This is a genomic window from Microbispora hainanensis, assembly GCF_006874475.1.
GTDB classification, from domain to species: domain Bacteria; phylum Actinomycetota; class Actinomycetes; order Streptosporangiales; family Streptosporangiaceae; genus Microbispora; species Microbispora hainanensis.
Map to the genome: position 1 here is coordinate 111,421 of NZ_VIRM01000003.1, position 15,462 is coordinate 126,882.

Consider the following 15,462-nt stretch of genomic DNA (forward strand, 5'->3'; position numbering starts at 1 on the left):
GGACGTCCGGGAGACGGGCGAGGGACGTGCCGGGGATCGGAAGCCACATCACACCGGGTGTCGGTGATTTCGGTGAGAGCACTGTTTCACGCTCTTTTTTCCAATCAGCTTGACCTTTGGGAGTGTCGGCTTTACCGTCACTGTCCGTAACCACAACACGCGACCTTCCTGGGTAAAACCCGACGCAGCGGTCACCGAAGGTGCCGGTCTCGGGCACCAGCCCCGGTGTTCGGAACGCTTAGGACAAGGACGCACAATCAAGTGAGAAGAGACATAGAAAGCCGGGGGCCACACGATGCCGTCTGACTACGCCAAGTCGCTGGGCGCGCGCCTGCGCGCCATCCGGACCCAGCAGGGGCTGTCCCTGCACGGTGTGGAAGAGAAGTCCCGCGGACGGTGGAAGGCCGTCGTCGTGGGCTCCTACGAGCGGGGCGACCGCGCGGTGACCGTGCAGAAACTCGCCGAGCTCGCGGATTTCTACGGAGTGCCGGTGTCGGAGCTTCTTCCGGGCGGAGCCGCCCCCAGCCCGCTTGCGCCCGCTCCCAAGTTGGTCATCGACCTTGAGCGCCTTTCACAGCTGCCGAAGGACAAGGCCGGCCCGCTTGCCCGTTACGCCGCGACCATCCAGAGCCAGCGGGGTGACTACAACGGCAAGGTGCTGTCCATCCGGCAGGAGGACCTGCGCTCGCTGGCGGTCATCTATGACAAGTCACCGGTCGAGCTGACCGAGGAGTTCATCCACTGGGGCGTGCTCGACGCGGAGGCCCGTCGCGCCGTCGAGTCCTTCTGACAACCTCACGCCCGGACGCGGCTCCCCGTGACGATGCCGGCCTTCTCCGGCACGCGTCGTGCCTGACGGAGCACGCCTGCCGCGGGTGGCCCGGGCGGCGCCTTCGCGGCATCGGCGCCGGCGGTCCTCTTCGTCACGGGCGGCGCCTCCGCAACGGGGAGCCGCCCGTACGACTGATTCCCGCCATGCGGGGATAGGCAGGACATGACGTTTTTCGTGGGCTCCGAGGTGGGCAGGCTTCGCCGGGTTCTGGTCGACATACCCGAACTCGCGCTCAAACGGCTCACCCCGGGCAACAAGGACGGCCTGCTGTTCGACGACGTGCTGTGGGTGCAGCGCGCGCTGGAGGAGCACCGGGAGTGGTGCGAGGTGCTCGCCGGGCGCGGCGTCGAGGTGCACCACCTCCGCGACCTCCTGCGGGAGGTGATCGAGATCCCCGACGCGCGCAAGCACATCCTCGACGGCAGCGTCGACGAGCACTGGTTCGGCCCGCTGGCCGCCGACGCGATCCGCAACGCCCTCGACGCCCTCGACGCGGACACGCTCGCGCCGCTGCTGCTCGGCGGGATCACCAAACGCGAGATCCTCGAACTGGGCTGTGACCCGGCCTCCATCGTCTTCCACACGCTCGGCCTGGACGACTTCGTCCTCCCGCCGCTGCCCAACCACCTGTTCGCCCGCGACACCTCCTGCTGGATATACGACGGGGTGTCGATCAATCCCATGCGCAAGAAGGCGCGCAGGCGGGAGACCGTCAACTACGAGGCGGTCTACCGGTGGCACCCGCTGTTCGCCCCGGGCTACGGCAACCCGGACGGCGGCGGTTTCAACGTCTGGTACGACGGCGTGCGCATGGCCCCGGCCACCATCGAGGGCGGCGACGTCCTGGTGCTCGGTGACGGCGTCGTGCTCGTCGGGGTGAGCGAGCGCACCCAGCCGCAGGCCGTGGAGATGCTGGCGACCAACCTGTTCCGATCGGGGTCGGCGACCCGCATCGTGGCGCTCGACCTGCCCAAGACCCGTGCGTTCATGCACCTCGACACCGTGATGACCAACGTCGACGTGGGCGTGTTCACGAAGTACGCCGGGCTCGGCATGCTCCCCTCCTACACGGTGGAGCCGGGCGACACCGACAAGGAGCTGAAGGTCACCGATCACCCGCCGGAGGACATGCACAAGGCGATCGCCCGGGCCATCGGCCTCGACGACATCAAGGTCCTCACGCCGACGCAGGACGTGCACGCGGCCGAGCGGGAGCAGTGGGACGACGGCTGCAACGTGCTGGCGCTGGAACCCGGCGTGGTCGTGGCCTACGAGCGCAACACCACGACCAACAACCATCTGCGCAGGCACGGCATCGAGGTCATCACCATCCGGGGCAGCGAGCTCGGCCGCGGCCGCGGCGGGCCGCGGTGCATGAGCTGCCCCCTGGAGCGCGACCCCGTCTGACCGCCCCCGCGATCCCGCCGGCCCGGATCCCTCACGGTACGCAAGCGTGTGAGTATGGTTCCCGCTATGAACGGAGGCAGGAAGGCGCGGATAACGATCACTGTGGACCCCGCCGTGCTTGCGTACGCCGAGCACCTCGTGGCGGCCGGCAAGGCCACCAGTGTGGCCGCCGTCTTCAACGACGCCATCGCGGAAAAGCGCATCACCGAGCAGCGCGCGCTCGCCCTGCTGCGCGAACGCGCCCGCCATGCCGACCCCGAACGAGTGGCCCGCATGATGCGGCATGTGAACCGCCAGCTCGCCGAGCATGGTTTCCCGGCGGCGTCCGGTGAGTGACTTCACCCCCACGCCTTACATCCTCACCACCAGCGTGCTGACCGACGTCGCCCGCGGGGACGCGGACCTGATCGGCCTCCTGCAGGACTTCGACCGGGCCGGTCAGACGCTCGTCGTCCCCGCGCTGGCGGCCGCCGGGGCGCTCCTCGACGGCCGCGGCACGCCGGAGGCCCAGACCCTGCTCGCCCGCCGGCCTGGCCGCGTTCGAGCATGCCGTCGTCGCCCCGCTGGACGGCATCGCACAATCCGCCAAGCTCGTCGACACGATGGCCGTCACCGGCCTCGACATCCATGACGCTCACGCCGCCGCCATCGCGGACGTGTCGGTCTGCCCGATCCTCACCCTGCGCGGCGGCAAATGGCAGCGACCGTCCCGGGCCCTGGACAACCCGCTGCACGTCATCGAGATCGCCGACCCAGACGAATAGGCCCCATGCGGCACGTTCGTGAGGCCCGACGCTTGCGGCCCAAGGCGCGGCGTCAGCCGGGCCATGCGCGCGATGGGCCCACAGCCCAGAACTCGGCGCAAGCCCGCGATGGGCAGGCGCGGTGCCAACCTGCCGGGGCAGGACGCCGGATGTGGCGTCAGCCGGCCATGGGGAGGGTGGGGCGGCCGGGCAGGCCGAGGATCGACTCGACCTCGCCGACGAACCTGTCCGCCTCCGCTATGATTTCCTCCGCGTCGTTCTGCGTAACGGCGCGGACCATGCCGGCCTCGGCCGCCGCGCGCTTGGTCGCGCTCACCGCGAAGTAGGCCGCCCAGTCCGCGAGCTTGGGTTCGGCCTCCGGGAGCAGCTCCCAGGCGCTGCGCAGCCGCCGCCTGCGGCCGTCCATCGGACGTGGACGGGCCGCGAGGATCCCGGCGGCCGCTCGGAGGGCCGCCAGATGGGCCGACACGTAGCGGTCCGCGGGGGTGGGCCCGACGGTGGCGTCCGCGAGGCATGCCCTGGCGTCCGCGAGGTGTGCCAGAACCGCCTGCGAGAGCCGGGGCCCGCTCTTCTGATCGTCGTTCTGCTCAGTCATGCCCGCCTCCTTGAGTCGTGGCACTCCGGCGAAGGTTGCCGGTGACCTCACAGTCGCAGACCGCACCGACAATTTCGCCGGCCGGAGATCCCGCGAACCGCTCGAGATCGCCCGGCGCTTTCCCAGGCTCCCGTGGGCGGCCGGACGAGGAGCTTCCCCTCTCCCCGTCCGGCCCACGCCGCGGGCCGTGCCGCATTCGTCTCCGCCGACGACGAAGGCACGAATCCAACGGGGTGGGCGCGAGCCGCGAGTCCCACGCCCACTCCATCGAACATAGATTCGATCATGTCCCCTGTCAAGGCTGTCAACGAAAACATGTTCGAGGACCGCGTTCGAAACGGGAGCCGGCAGACGACGGAGGGGCCCCGCGCGACCATCTCGCGCGGGGCCCCTCCATAAAGGGAATCAGCGCCGGAAGGCGCCCCTGACGTGCACCGGAACGCCCTTGCCGAGCATGCGCGGCAGGATCTCGGCCACGCTCATGGGCAGACGTACGCAGCCGTGCGAGGCCGGATAGAGCGGCACCGACAGCGCGCCGTGGAGCGCGATGCCGCCGTTGAAGAAGATGGGGTTGTAGAGCTGCCCCAGGTAGGACCGGTGCCAGCCCTTGACCCGCCAGGTGGTCCTGTAGTCGCCGGTCGGCGTGCGGGCGCTGCCGGAGAACCGCTGCCGCTTGCCGTTCCAGGTGGCGTACTCGGTGTAGGGGATGCCACTGCCGCTGGAGATGTGGCTGATCAGCACCGGCACGCCGCCCCGATACAGAACCATCACCTGCTTGGTCAGGTTCACCTCGACGCGGCTCGCCCTGCCCCTGGGCACCAGGACCTTGGGCGCCCGGGGGTTCTCGAGCGCCCTCCAGGTGCGGGCGGCGATCGTGCTGGTCGGCGTGATCCCCTGCACCTTCTGGAACGCCCAGACCGCCATCAGCGTGGCCCCGCCATACCGGCCGTCGACGCTGCCGGGCACATACCCGAGCTCCTTGAGGCGGGCCTGCAGCGCCTTGACGGCGGAGCCCTTGGCGCCGAGCTTGAGCGTCTTGCCCGGGGCGGTGAACGGCGCGTAACCGGCGGCACGTGCGGGGACGGCGCCCCGCGCCGGAAGCGCCGCAATCGCCGGGAGCGCCGGGAGCGCCGAGGACGGCGAGAACGCAGGAAGCGCCCCAAGCACGGCCCCCGTGGTCACGGCCCTCGCGGGCACGACGGTGCCCGCCTGCGCGGTGCCTGCGGCGCCGGTCGCCGCGAAGGCCGTCGCGAACGTCACGACCCCGGCCGCGACGAGCAGTCTCCGTCGACCCCTCATCATGACCAACCCCCTCATAAGCCGGTTTCTCGATCAAAGGACTCACCTTACGGTCCGATTGTGAGCCGCGTGATCGTAAGTGGCCATAATCCGCCGCGCATGTCCTGGCAATCCGTTTAGAGTGACCGGGTGGCAGAAAAGTTGCATCCGAACGTCGTCCGGGTTCAGGAGGCCCTGCGGGCCCACGCGGTGACGGGCGAGGTCGTCGTGCTCGACGAGGCCGCGCCGACGGCCGCCACGGCGGCGGCCCAGCTCGGCTGCGAGGTCGGCGCGATCGCCAACAGCCTGATCTTCGACGCGGACGGCGCGCCGCTGCTGGTGCTGACCAGCGGGGCCCACCGTGTGAACACCGATCTGATCGCGCGCCTCGTGGGCGCGGCGAAGGTGCGGCGGGCCACGCCGGAGTTCGTCCGCGAGCACACCGGGCAGCCCATCGGCGGCGTCGCCCCGGTCGGCCACCCCGCGCCCGTACGGACGCTGGTGGACACCTGGCTGAGCAAGCACGACGTGGTCTGGGCCGCCGCCGGGCACCCCCACACCGTCTTCCCGACGTCCTATGACGAGCTGCTGCGCATCACCGGGGGCACGGCCGCGGACGTGGAGTGACGCCTGCCGAACCGGCCCGGCGTCGTTTTGCTAGTGTGCGACGAGTGATCCGACTGCGACGGGTGGGGCCCGACGAGTTCAGGGCCGTGCTGGACACCGTGCTGGAGATCTACACGGTCGCCATGCGCCCGCCGTCGGACCAGCTCGCGGGGCGCATGGCGATCATGCGCAACCACGCCACCTATCCCGACTTCGACTGTGTGCTCGCCGAGGACGCGCAGGCCTCCGTCATCGCCGGCTTCGCGTACGGCTTCCACGGCGGCCAGGGGCAGTGGTGGCACGACGTCGTGCGGGGGGCGCTGCAGGACCGGGCCGGGCCGCTGGTGGCGGACGACTGGTTCGGCGACGCCCTGGAGATCGCCGAGATCCACGTGCGCCCCGAATATCAGGGCCGGGGCGTCGGCCGGCGGATGATCCACGCGCTGTGCGAGGGCCGCCCGGAGCGTACGGCCGTGCTGTCGACGCACGACGCCCCCACGGTGGCCAGGCATCTCTACCGGGACGTCGGGTTCGCCGACCTGATGACCCGGTTCGTCTTCCCCGGCGGCTACGAGGAGTACGTCATCGCCGGCGTGCGGCTGCCACTGGCCGTGCGCGAAGCCTCCAGGGCCGGGGAAGGCTGACGGGACCGGCCGGCTCAGCCGGCCACGGCGGCGGGCACGCTGTGCAGCGCCTGGAACACCTCGCGGGTCGCGCTCGACCGGTTGAAGGTGATGAAGTGGATGCCGGGCGCGCCCTCGTCGAGGAGCTTGCGGCACAGCTCGACGGCGTGCTCGATGCCGAGGCGGCGGACCGCGGCCGGGTCGTCGGCGACGGCCTCGAACCGCTCGGCCACCTCGGGCGGGAACGGCGCGCCGGACAGCTGCTCCGACCTGGCGATCGTGCTCATCTGCGTGACGGGCATGATCCCGGGGATGATCGGGGTGTCGCACCCGTGGGCCGCCACGCGGTCACGCAGCCGCAGGTAGTCCTCCGCCCTGAAGAACATCTGGGTGATCGCGTAGTCCGCGCCGGCCCGGCACTTCTGCACGAAATACTTCGTGTCCGACTCGATGGTCGCCGACCTGGGGTGCTTGTACGGGAAGGCCGCCACCCCCACGCAGAAGTCGCCCGCCTGGCGGATCAGCCGCACCAGCTCCTCGGCGTACAGCACGCCCTCCGGGTGCTTGACCCACTCGTCCAGGGGGTTGCCGCCGCGCGGGTCGCCGCGTACGGCGAGGATGTTGCGCACGCCCGCGTCGGCGAACCTGCCGACGAGGTGGCGCAGCTCGCGGATCGAGTGGTCGACCGCGGTGAAGTGGGCGACGGGGGTCAGCGTGGTCTCGTGCGCCAGCCGCTCGACGATGTCCACCGTGCGGTCCCGGGTCGAGCCGCCGGCGCCGTAGGTCACGGAGACGAACGTCGGGCGCAGGCCCTCCAGCTCACGGATCGCCCGCCACAGCTGCCGCTCCCCCTCGTCGGTCTTCGGCGGCATGAACTCGAACGAGAACGAGCGCTCACCCGCGGCCAGCAGTTCGCGGACCGTCGGGACGCGATCAGGAAGCCGCGAGGGCAGACCGAGAGCCATACCGGCAAGGGTACAGCGATGGTGGTTTTGACGGCCGTCACAGTCTTGCAATGTGGACATTTGCCCTATCAGAGCGAGATGACACGCTTGGAGGGGATCTGCTGATGGGTGTCTGGATCAACCCCGGTTAGTCTCGGAACATGACCGCTTCCGCCGCCTCGCTCGATTCCATCCGTACGGAGGTGGACCTCGCACTCCGGGAGTTCCTCGACCGGCAGCGACCACACTTCGGTGACCCTCATCTGGCCGCCCTGCTGTCCGCCGCGGAGGACTTCCTGGCCGGCGGCAAAAGGCTGCGGCCCGCCTTCTGTTACTGGGGCTGGCGCGCCGCCGGAGGAGGCGACGAGCCGGGGCTGCGCTTCGCCGCCGCCTCGCTGGAACTCCTCCAGGCCAGCGCGCTCATCCACGATGACGTCATGGACGCGAGCGACGTGCGCCGGGGCATGCCGTCGGCGCACCGCCGGTTCGAACGCATGCACGCCGAGGCGGGCTGGCACGGCTCGGCGCCGCAGTTCGGCGAGGGCACGGCCGTGCTGCTGGGCAACCTGCTGCTGGTGTGGTCCGGGGAGATGTGGCGCACCAGCGGCCTTGCGCCCGAGGCGATCGCCGCCGCCCAGCCGATGCACGACTACATGCTCACCGAGCTGATGTGCGGGCAGTATCTGGACCTGCTCGAACAGGCACAGGGGGAGAGCACGTTCGACAGCGCGCTGCGGGTGGCGCTGTACAAGAGCGGGAAATACTCGGTCGAGCAGCCGCTCCGGCTCGGGCTCGTCCTCGCCGCCCGGGCCCGCCACGCCTGGATCGACCGGCTCTGCGTGCAGTACGGCCAGCAGGTGGGCATCGCCTTCCAGCTCCGCGACGACATCCTCGGCGTGTTCGGCGACCCGGCGGAGACCGGCAAGCCCGCCGGTGACGACCTTCGCGAGGGCAAGCGGACCGTCCTGATCGCGCGTGCGCTCGCCTCGGCCACCCCCGCCCAGACGGAGGTCGTACGGTCCCTGCTCGGCGACCCCGAGCTGGACGCCGAGGGGATCGGGCGGCTGCGCACGGTGATCGAGGAGACCGGTGCGCTGACGGCGTGCGAGGACATGATCAAGCGCTACCTCGACGACGCGCTGCACGCCCTCGACCAGGCGCCGATCGAGGACGAGGCACGCGCCGCACTGGCCGCACTGGCCGTGGCGGCCACCTCCCGCCGCACCTGACGACGGGCATTCCTCACCTGGCGCGGGCGTTCCGCCCCACCGGACGGCGAGCCTCCCGCTCCGCCTGACGCGGACGTTCCGCCGCGGGTGACGGGCGGGCGGCTCGCCGTGCCCGACGGCGGGCGCTGCGCTCAGAGCGGGACGGCGGACAGCCGTGCCTTGAGCTCGGCGGCGGCGGCGCCCGGATCGTCGGCCTCGGTGATCGCGCGGACGACCACGGCGCGGCGCACGCCGTGCGCCATGACCTCGTCGAGGTTGCCCAGGTCGATGCCGCCGATGCCGAACCACGGCCGGTCGGCGCCCAGGCTCGCGGCGTGCTCCAGCAGCGCGGGGCCGGGCGCCGGGCGGCCGGGCTTGGTGGGCGTGGGCCAGATCGGCCCGCAGCAGAAGTAGTCCACGCCCGGCTCCACGGCGGCGGCCGACGCCTCGGCCGCCGAGTGCGTCGACCTGCCGATGAGCACGCCGGGGCCGAGGATCTCCCGCGCCACCGGGACCGGGAGGTCGTCCTGGCCGAGGTGCAGGATGTCGGGCCGGGCCGCGTAGGCCACATCCGCCCGGTCGTTCACCGCCAGCAGCGCACCGTGCCTGTCGCAGGCCGCGCGGAAGACCTCGAGCAGCTCCAGCTCCTCGCGCGCCTCCAGGCCCTTCTCCCTGAGCTGCACGATGTCCACCCCGCCGGACAGGACCGCGTCGAGGAACTTCTCCAGATCGCCGCGGTCCCTCCTGCCGTCAGTGCAGAGGTAGAGCCTGGCCTGCGCGAGCCGCTGTCGCCGGATGTCGTCCACCCGACCACAATGCCATGCGACGGCGGGGTCAGAAGCCCAGGGCCTGGGCCCTGCGCTTGACCTCCGTGTGCCGGCCCTTCACGATCGCGTCGATCGGGGCCCCGGGCAGCGAGTCGTCCGGGGTGAACAGCCACCGGATCGACTCCACCTCGTCGTATCCGGCGTCGGACAGGACCGTGAGCGTGCCGGGCAGGCCCTTGAGCACCTCACCGTCCGCGATGAACACCGCCGGGATCTGCGGCTCGCCGCCGCCCCGCCGGACGCCGACGAGCTTCTTGTCCTTGAGGAGTTGCTTGGCGCGGCCGACGCTGAGCCCCAGCTTCTTGGCGGCCTCCGAGATGGGGAGCCACTCCCCTACGAGCTGGTCGGTCTCCCGGTCGATCTGCGCAACAGTAAGCGTCACGGAACCACCATTACCACAGGCGGGCCGCCAGGAAACACCTCGGCTACGCCATAATGCAGTCGCGTAGCGGCTGGGCCGAATCCGCCACCCGCAGGGAATCGAGCCGCCGGCCGCTCTCAATGATCTTCCGGCCCTGCACCACGTCGCGCGGGCGGTCGACGGTGAGCACCGCGGCGAGCCGGTCGTCGGCCGTCAGCCAGCACACCGCCCACTTCGCGTCCCTGCGCGGGTCGCCGCGCAGCACCATGCGGTCACCGGCCTCCCGATGACCGGCGAACTGCACCATGTGACCGAACTGCTCCGACCAGAAGTACGGCACCGGGTCGTAGACCGCCTCCTCGCCCAGCAGGGTGGCGGCGGCCACGTCGGGGGCCTGCAGCGCGGTGTCCCAGTGCTCGACGCGCAGCCGGGTGCCGAACCTGCGCGACCACCAGCTCGCGCAGTCGCCCACCGCGACCACGTTGGACAGCGACGTGCGCAGGTGCTCGTCGACCACGACCCCGTCGTCGACCCGGACCGCCGACCCCTTCAGCCAGTCGACGGCCGGGCGCACCCCGACGCCGGTGACGACCACGTCGGCCGGCACCCGGGCGCCGGACATGAGCGTGAGGCCGTCGGGGTCCACGGTGCCGACCAGCGCCCCGAGGCGCAGCTCGACGCCCGCCCGCGCGTACCAGCCGGTGGTGTGGCTGCCCACCTCGGGCCCGAGGGCCACGGCGAGGGGGCTCTCCCCCGCCTCCACCACGGTCACCGCGCACCCGGCCCTGGCCGCCGCGGTGGCGACCTCGGCGCCGATCCAGCCGGCCCCGACGACGGCCACGCGGGTGCCGGGGACCAGTCGCTCGCGCAGTGCGAGCGCGTCCTCGATCGTGCGCAGCACGTGCTGACGGCCCTCGCCGCGCAGGCGGATCGGGGTGGCGCCGGTGGCGATCACCAGGCCGTCGTACTCCAGCTCTCCCTCGGTCGTCTCCAGCACGCCCTCGCGCAGGCCCTTGGCCGCCGTGCCGAGGCACAGCCGTACGTCGAGGGCGTCGAGATCGGAGTCGACCACGGTGGAGTCGGTCTCTCCGAGCAGCACCGCCTTCGACAGCGGCGGCCGGTCATAGGGGCGATGGTGTTCCTCGCCGATGAGCGTGATGCGTCCGGTGAACCCACGGAACCTCAACGCCTCGATGCTTCGCACGCCGGCCAGGCCGGCACCCACCACCACGACGTGATCCACAGCTCGACCATAGATTGCCGACAGGGGCCCTGGCCAACGGGGCCCCCATAACGAGTTGGGCAATTGACGCGCACTCGAACAGGCCCGCGTTGTGAGGCCCACAAGCGCCCTCCGCCGGACTCATCGGTCCGCCGATCGGCCGTTGCGGGCGGCGTACTACCCTTGGGGACGTAAGACGCGCGGGAGCCCGGCGGACCGGGCTGAGAGGAGAGCGTGAGGCTCTCGACCGCCCCGACCTGATCCGGGTAATGCCGGCGAAGGGAGCGCTGTGTCCCGCACACCGCCACCCGGCGTCCAGTCCGGCTACGACGTCGTGATCGTGGGCGGCGGGGTGGAGGGCCTGGCCTCGGCCTGGCGCACCGTCCGGCGCGGCCTGTCGGTCGCGGTGGTCGACCCCTCGCCCGGAGGCGGCGCCACCCACGCGTCGGCGGGGATGCTCGCGCCGGTCAGCGAGGTGACCTACACGGAGGAGCCGCTGCTGCGGCTCGGTCTCGCGTCGCTGGCGGCGTGGCCGGCGTTCCGGGCGGAGCTGGAGGACGAGACCGGCGCCGACCTCGACTACCGGACCGAGGGCACGCTGGAGGTCGCCCGCGGCGCGGACGACATGGCCGTCCTCGACGACCTCGCGGCCTTCGAGCAGACGCTCGGCCTGCGGGTCGAGCGGCTCACCGGGCGCGAGTGCCGCTCCTTCGAGCCGATGCTCTCCCCCTCCGTACGCGGTGGGCTGCTGGCCCGCGACGACGCCTGGGTCAACCCCCGCAGGGTCGTGCGCGCCCTGCTCACGGCGTTCGAGAAGGCGGGCGGCACGCTGGTCGCCGAGCGCGTCACCGGGATCGACGCCCCGGAGACGGGCAGGCCGTCCGTACGGCTGGAGTCCGGCGAGACCGTCGCGGCCGGGCAGGTGGTCGTGGCGGCCGGGTCGTGGTCGGCGTCCCTGCTGCCCGGCCTGCCGGTGCGCCCGGTCAAGGGCGAGATCCTCCGGCTGCGCGGGCCCCGGGGCTTCCTCACCCGGTGCGTCAGGGGGCTGGTGCACGGCTCCCCCGCCTACCTGGTCCCGCGGGGCGACGGAGAGATCACGCTGGGCGCCACCACCCAGGAGACGGGGTACGACGCGCGGGTCACCGCCGGAGGCGTCTACGAGCTGCTGCGCGACGCCCGCGAACTGGTGCCCGGCATCACCGAGCTCGAACTGGCCGAGACGACGACCGGCTTCCGCCCGGGCACGCCCGACAACCTGCCGCTCATCGGCCCCGCCGGGCCGCCCGGCGTGCTGGCGGCGACCGGGCACGGGCGCAACGGGGTGCTGCTGTCCCCGGTCACGGCCGACGCCGTCGCCGCGTTCCTCACCGGCGACGAGGTGCCCCCGGTCGCCCGGTTCTGCGATCCAGGGAGATTCAGCCGATGAAAGTCACGATCAACGGAGGCGCGGCCGAGCTGCCGGACGGCGCCACGGTCGGCGACGCCGTACGGACCCTCACGGCCCTGACGTCGGGGGTCGCGGTGGCGCTGAACGGCGAAGTCGTCAGCCGGAGCGCCTGGGACTCCACCCAGGTCGCCGACGGCGACGGCGTCGAAGTGCTCACGGCCGTGCAGGGAGGGTGAGCATGACCGACGACGTCCTCGTGCTGGGCGGGGAGAAGTTCACCTCGCGGCTCATCATGGGCACCGGCGGCGCGCCGTCGCTCGAGGTGCTCGACCAGGCGCTCGAGGCGTCCGGCACCGAGCTGACGACCGTTGCGATGCGCAGGCTCGACCCGCGGTCGCGCGGCTCGGTGCTCGACCTGCTGCGCGCCCGCGGCATCAAGGTGCTGCCGAACACGGCGGGCTGCTTCACCGCCGGGGAGGCGGTGCTGACCGCCCGCCTGGCCCGCGAGGCGCTGGAGACCGACTGGGTGAAGCTGGAGGTCATCGCGGACGAGCGGACCCTGCTACCCGACCCGATCGAGACCTTCGACGCCGCCGAGCGGCTGGTCGCCGACGGCTTCGTGGTGCTGCCGTACATCGGCGACGATCCGGCGCTGGCCCGCAGGCTCCAGGACGCCGGGTGCGCGGCCGTGATGCCGCTCGGCGCCCCGATCGGCTCCGGGCTGGGCATCCGCAACCCGCACAGCATCGAGCTGATCGTCGAGGCGGCCACGGTGCCGGTGATCCTCGACGCCGGCATCGGCACGGCCAGCGACGCCGCGCTCGCGATGGAGCTGGGCTGCGACGCCGTGCTGCTGGCCAGCGCCGTGACGCGGGCGCACCGGCCGGACCTGATGGCGGCGGCCATGCGGCAGGCGGTCACGGCCGGGCGGACGGCCCGCCTCGCCGGGCGCATCCCGCGCCGCCGCTACGCCGAGGCGTCCTCGCCCGCCCGCGCGTCCTGAAGTCCGCCACACAGTCCGGCACCGCGGTCCGGCCGCCACAGTCCGGCCGCCACGGTCCGGCAGCGCCGCGACCAGCCGTCCTCCCCTCGCCCGCCGGTCCCGGAACGTCCGCGCGGGCGGGGCGGACGGCGGCCGATTCCGCGTCCGGTAAGCCTGCTTTTCGGAATCGGTATGGCTTTTCGGACGGCGCGCGAGGCTGCCGAATAGATCTCGGTTTGGGATTCGGGAACACGCCCGGCGGCAAATCACCCGTAAACTCTGGCGAGTGGACACGACGCTAACCGACCCGCTCGTGGGGCAGTTGCTCGACGGGCGCTACCGCGTCGAGTCCCGGATCGCCCGGGGTGGCATGGCCTCCGTATACCTGGCTCTGGACGTCCGGCTCGACCGCACGGTCGCCGTCAAGGTGATGCACCGCTCGCTGGCCGAGGACCCGCAGTTCGTGCGGCGTTTCATCGGCGAGGCCAAGTCGGTGGCCAGCCTCTCGCACCCCAACATCGTGCAGGTCTTCGACCAGGGCACCGACGGGGCGCACGTCTACCTGTCCATGGAGTACGTCCCCGGCCGTACGCTGCGCGACGTGCTGCGCCGGCGCGGCCACCTCCCGGCCCGCGAGGCCCTGGAGATGGTCATCCCGGTGCTCGCCGCCCTCGGCGCGGCCCATCACGCCGGGCTCATCCACCGCGACGTCAAGCCCGAAAACGTGCTGCTCGCCGACGACGGCCGGGTGAAGGTCGTGGACTTCGGCCTGGCCCGCGCGATCGAGGCGACCAACCAGACCAAGACCGGCATGATGATCGGCACGATCGGATACATGTCGCCGGAGCAGGTCACCACTGGCAACGCCGACGCGCGCAGCGACGTGTACGCCGCCGGGATCATGCTGTTCGAGCTGATCACCGGGCGGCAGCCTTATTCGGGTGAGACGCCGATGTCGGTCGCCTACCGGCACGTGCACGAGACCGTGCCCGCGCCGTCGTCGATCGTGCCCGACGTGCCACCGGTGATCGACGCGCTCGTCGCCGCGGCCACCGACAAGGACCCCGCCGCACGCCCGTCGGACGCGACCGCCATGCTCGTCGCCGCCGTCGAGATCCACCGTACGCTGCCGAAGACCGGGCACACCGGCGCGCACGCCTCCCGCCACGGGGCCCCGGACACCGGCGCCCACACCGGCGCCCACACCGGCGCCCACAGCGGCGTGCGTACGGGCGCCCACCGGACCATCCCGCCGGCCGGCGGGGCCTCGTCGTTCGGCACCGGGTCGCATGGCACGGGGTCGCACGGCACCGGCTCTCCTGTCACGGGGTCTCCTGGCACCGGGTCGTTCGGCAGCGGGTCGTTCGGCATGGGGTCGCACGCGCTCGCCGAGCCCGAGTCGCCGCTCGGCCACACGATGATCCAGCCGCGCTCGGAACTGCTGACCGACCGGGCCGAGACGGGACGGCGCAGGGGACGCGGCGGGATCAGGCCCGTCTGGTTCGTCGCCGTGCTGGCCCTCGTCATGCTGGCGGGCGTCGCGTTCACCGGCTGGTGGTTCTCCCAGGGCCGCTACACGAAGGTCCCCGACCTGGTGAACAAGCCCGTCACCGTGGCCAGGCAGATGGCGCAGCAGGCCGGCTTCGAGGTGCGGATCGGCCAGGCGCGGTTCGACGACAAGGCGCCGAAGGACATCGTTCTCGACACCGAGCCGGGGCTGGGCGCCGAGGTGGTCAAGGGCTCGGTGCTCACCCTCATACCGTCGGCCGGCCCGGAACTGGTCGCTGTGCCGCTGGTCGAGAAGCTCAGCCTGGCGGACGCCCGGGCGAAGATCGCCGATGCCGGGCTCACCCCCGGGCGGGTGAGCAAGAGCGCGAGCGACACCGTCCCCCGCGACCAGGTCATCCGCACCAACCCGCCGGTGGGCAAGCGCGTCAAGAAGGGCAGCACGGTCAACTTCGTCGTCAGCGCCGGACTGCTGATGCCGGACGTCACGCAGATGATGCGCGACCAGGCGGAGAAGTTCCTGCGTGAGAAGGGCTTCAACGTCCAGATCGACGAGACCACCGACGACGCCCCGCCGGGCACGGTGATCGCCCAGGACCCGGCCGGCGGCGCCGAGGTAGTGGCCGGGGCGACCGTCCACCTGACCGCCTCACGCGGCCCGGACCAGGGCTTCCACTGGCCGTGGGAGGTCAACCCCGCCGATCCCGGCCAGACCCCGCCCGTCGTCGTGAACGTCCCCAACGTGATGTTCAAGTCCGTCAAGGACGCGGCCAACGAGCTGAAGCAGGCCGGTTTCAAGGTCAACGTCCGCAAGGTGATGGGCACCGACCGCGTGGTCGGTGAGAATCCGCTCGGCCAGCAGCCGCCGGGCACCACCATCACCATCTGGCACTGACGTCCTCGCCGGGCCTCCGGTCGCC

The 15,462-nt window shown here is 71.8% G+C and carries 17 protein-coding genes and 1 riboswitch; of the genes, 11 read left to right on the plus strand and 6 right to left on the minus strand.

Features of this window, described 5'->3' with window-relative positions:
* Positions 1-295 precede the first annotated feature (295 nt).
* The 4 genes from bldD to FLX08_RS40370 all read left to right on the plus strand — a co-directional run bounded on the left by bldD (position 296) and on the right by FLX08_RS40370 (position 3,003).
* On the plus strand, positions 296-790 hold the full coding sequence (gene bldD / locus FLX08_RS03445) for a transcriptional regulator BldD (protein ID WP_030508976.1): 495 nt from the start codon (positions 296-298) through the stop codon (positions 788-790).
* 204 nt (positions 791-994) lie between these two features.
* On the plus strand, positions 995-2,239 hold the full coding sequence (locus tag FLX08_RS03450) for an arginine deiminase (protein WP_142616714.1): 1,245 nt from the start codon (positions 995-997) through the stop codon (positions 2,237-2,239).
* Between the two features lie 66 nt (positions 2,240-2,305).
* Positions 2,306-2,575, plus strand: coding sequence for a hypothetical protein (locus FLX08_RS03455; RefSeq protein WP_142616715.1), 270 nt, complete (start codon positions 2,306-2,308; stop codon positions 2,573-2,575).
* 266 nt (positions 2,576-2,841) lie between these two features.
* Positions 2,842-3,003: a hypothetical protein gene (locus FLX08_RS40370; protein WP_167530257.1), complete on the plus strand. Its 162-nt coding sequence runs from the start codon at positions 2,842-2,844 to the stop codon at positions 3,001-3,003.
* A 157-nt stretch (positions 3,004-3,160) separates the two neighbouring features.
* Here the strand turns inward: FLX08_RS40370 and FLX08_RS03460 are convergent, their stop codons facing one another.
* Together FLX08_RS03460 and FLX08_RS03465 are read right to left on the minus strand one after the other, a co-directional pair.
* Positions 3,161-3,598 carry an SAV_6107 family HEPN domain-containing protein gene (locus tag FLX08_RS03460; protein ID WP_076432068.1) on the minus strand — a complete coding sequence of 146 codons (438 nt, stop codon included), beginning with the start codon at positions 3,596-3,598 and terminating at the stop codon, positions 3,161-3,163.
* 405 nt (positions 3,599-4,003) lie between these two features.
* A complete protein-coding gene (locus FLX08_RS03465) occupies positions 4,004-4,900 on the minus strand; it encodes a L,D-transpeptidase family protein (RefSeq protein WP_244312330.1) in 897 nt (298 codons plus the stop codon).
* Between the two features lie 126 nt (positions 4,901-5,026).
* Here FLX08_RS03465 and FLX08_RS03470 point away from each other — a divergent pair, with 126 nt between their 5' ends.
* Both FLX08_RS03470 and FLX08_RS03475 read left to right on the plus strand, forming a co-directional pair.
* On the plus strand, positions 5,027-5,503 hold the full coding sequence (locus tag FLX08_RS03470; protein ID WP_142616716.1) for a YbaK/EbsC family protein: 477 nt from the start codon (positions 5,027-5,029) through the stop codon (positions 5,501-5,503).
* 44 nt (positions 5,504-5,547) lie between these two features.
* Positions 5,548-6,126, plus strand: coding sequence for a GNAT family N-acetyltransferase (locus FLX08_RS03475; RefSeq protein WP_244312331.1), 579 nt, complete (start codon positions 5,548-5,550; stop codon positions 6,124-6,126).
* Positions 6,127-6,140: 14 nt separating this feature from the next.
* On the opposite strand, the gene metF is transcribed toward FLX08_RS03475, so the two are convergent.
* Positions 6,141-7,070, minus strand: a complete 930-nt coding sequence (metF, locus tag FLX08_RS03480; protein ID WP_142616717.1) for a methylenetetrahydrofolate reductase [NAD(P)H] — start codon at positions 7,068-7,070, stop codon at positions 6,141-6,143.
* Between the two features lie 140 nt (positions 7,071-7,210).
* Here metF and FLX08_RS03485 point away from each other — a divergent pair, with 140 nt between their 5' ends.
* Complete coding sequence (locus FLX08_RS03485) at positions 7,211-8,278, plus strand: polyprenyl synthetase family protein (protein WP_142616718.1); 1,068 nt, start codon at positions 7,211-7,213, stop codon at positions 8,276-8,278.
* Positions 8,279-8,409: 131 nt separating this feature from the next.
* Here the strand turns inward: FLX08_RS03485 and thiE are convergent, their stop codons facing one another.
* The 3 genes from thiE to FLX08_RS03500 are packed head-to-tail and all read right to left on the minus strand — an operon-like array spanning position 8,410 to position 10,688.
* Positions 8,410-9,063: a thiamine phosphate synthase gene (gene thiE, locus FLX08_RS03490; protein WP_425280609.1), complete on the minus strand. Its 654-nt coding sequence runs from the start codon at positions 9,061-9,063 to the stop codon at positions 8,410-8,412.
* Between the two features lie 28 nt (positions 9,064-9,091).
* A complete protein-coding gene (locus tag FLX08_RS03495; RefSeq protein WP_142616719.1) occupies positions 9,092-9,466 on the minus strand; it encodes an Rv2175c family DNA-binding protein in 375 nt (124 codons plus the stop codon).
* 43 nt (positions 9,467-9,509) lie between these two features.
* The gene (locus FLX08_RS03500) at positions 9,510-10,688 is read right to left on the minus strand and encodes an NAD(P)/FAD-dependent oxidoreductase (protein ID WP_142616720.1); all 1,179 of its coding nucleotides are present in this window, start codon (positions 10,686-10,688) and stop codon (positions 9,510-9,512) included.
* Between the two features lie 169 nt (positions 10,689-10,857).
* Positions 10,858-10,968: riboswitch (TPP riboswitch) on the plus strand.
* Between FLX08_RS03500 and thiO the strand changes: the two genes are divergently transcribed.
* The 4 genes from thiO to pknB all read left to right on the plus strand — a co-directional run bounded on the left by thiO (position 10,957) and on the right by pknB (position 15,437).
* Positions 10,957-12,093 (plus strand): glycine oxidase ThiO, encoded by a 1,137-nt coding sequence (gene thiO / locus FLX08_RS03505; protein WP_142616721.1) that lies wholly within the window; start codon positions 10,957-10,959, stop codon positions 12,091-12,093. It overlaps the preceding riboswitch by 12 nt.
* On the plus strand, positions 12,090-12,290 hold the full coding sequence (gene thiS / locus FLX08_RS03510) for a sulfur carrier protein ThiS (protein ID WP_079320013.1): 201 nt from the start codon (positions 12,090-12,092) through the stop codon (positions 12,288-12,290). The genes thiO and thiS overlap by 4 nt, the downstream gene beginning before the upstream one ends.
* Positions 12,291-12,292: 2 nt before the next feature.
* A complete protein-coding gene (locus tag FLX08_RS03515; RefSeq protein ID WP_142616722.1) occupies positions 12,293-13,057 on the plus strand; it encodes a thiazole synthase in 765 nt (254 codons plus the stop codon).
* Between the two features lie 265 nt (positions 13,058-13,322).
* Positions 13,323-15,437, plus strand: coding sequence for a Stk1 family PASTA domain-containing Ser/Thr kinase (gene pknB / locus FLX08_RS03520; RefSeq protein ID WP_244312333.1), 2,115 nt, complete (start codon positions 13,323-13,325; stop codon positions 15,435-15,437).
* Positions 15,438-15,462: the final 25 nt, after the last annotated feature.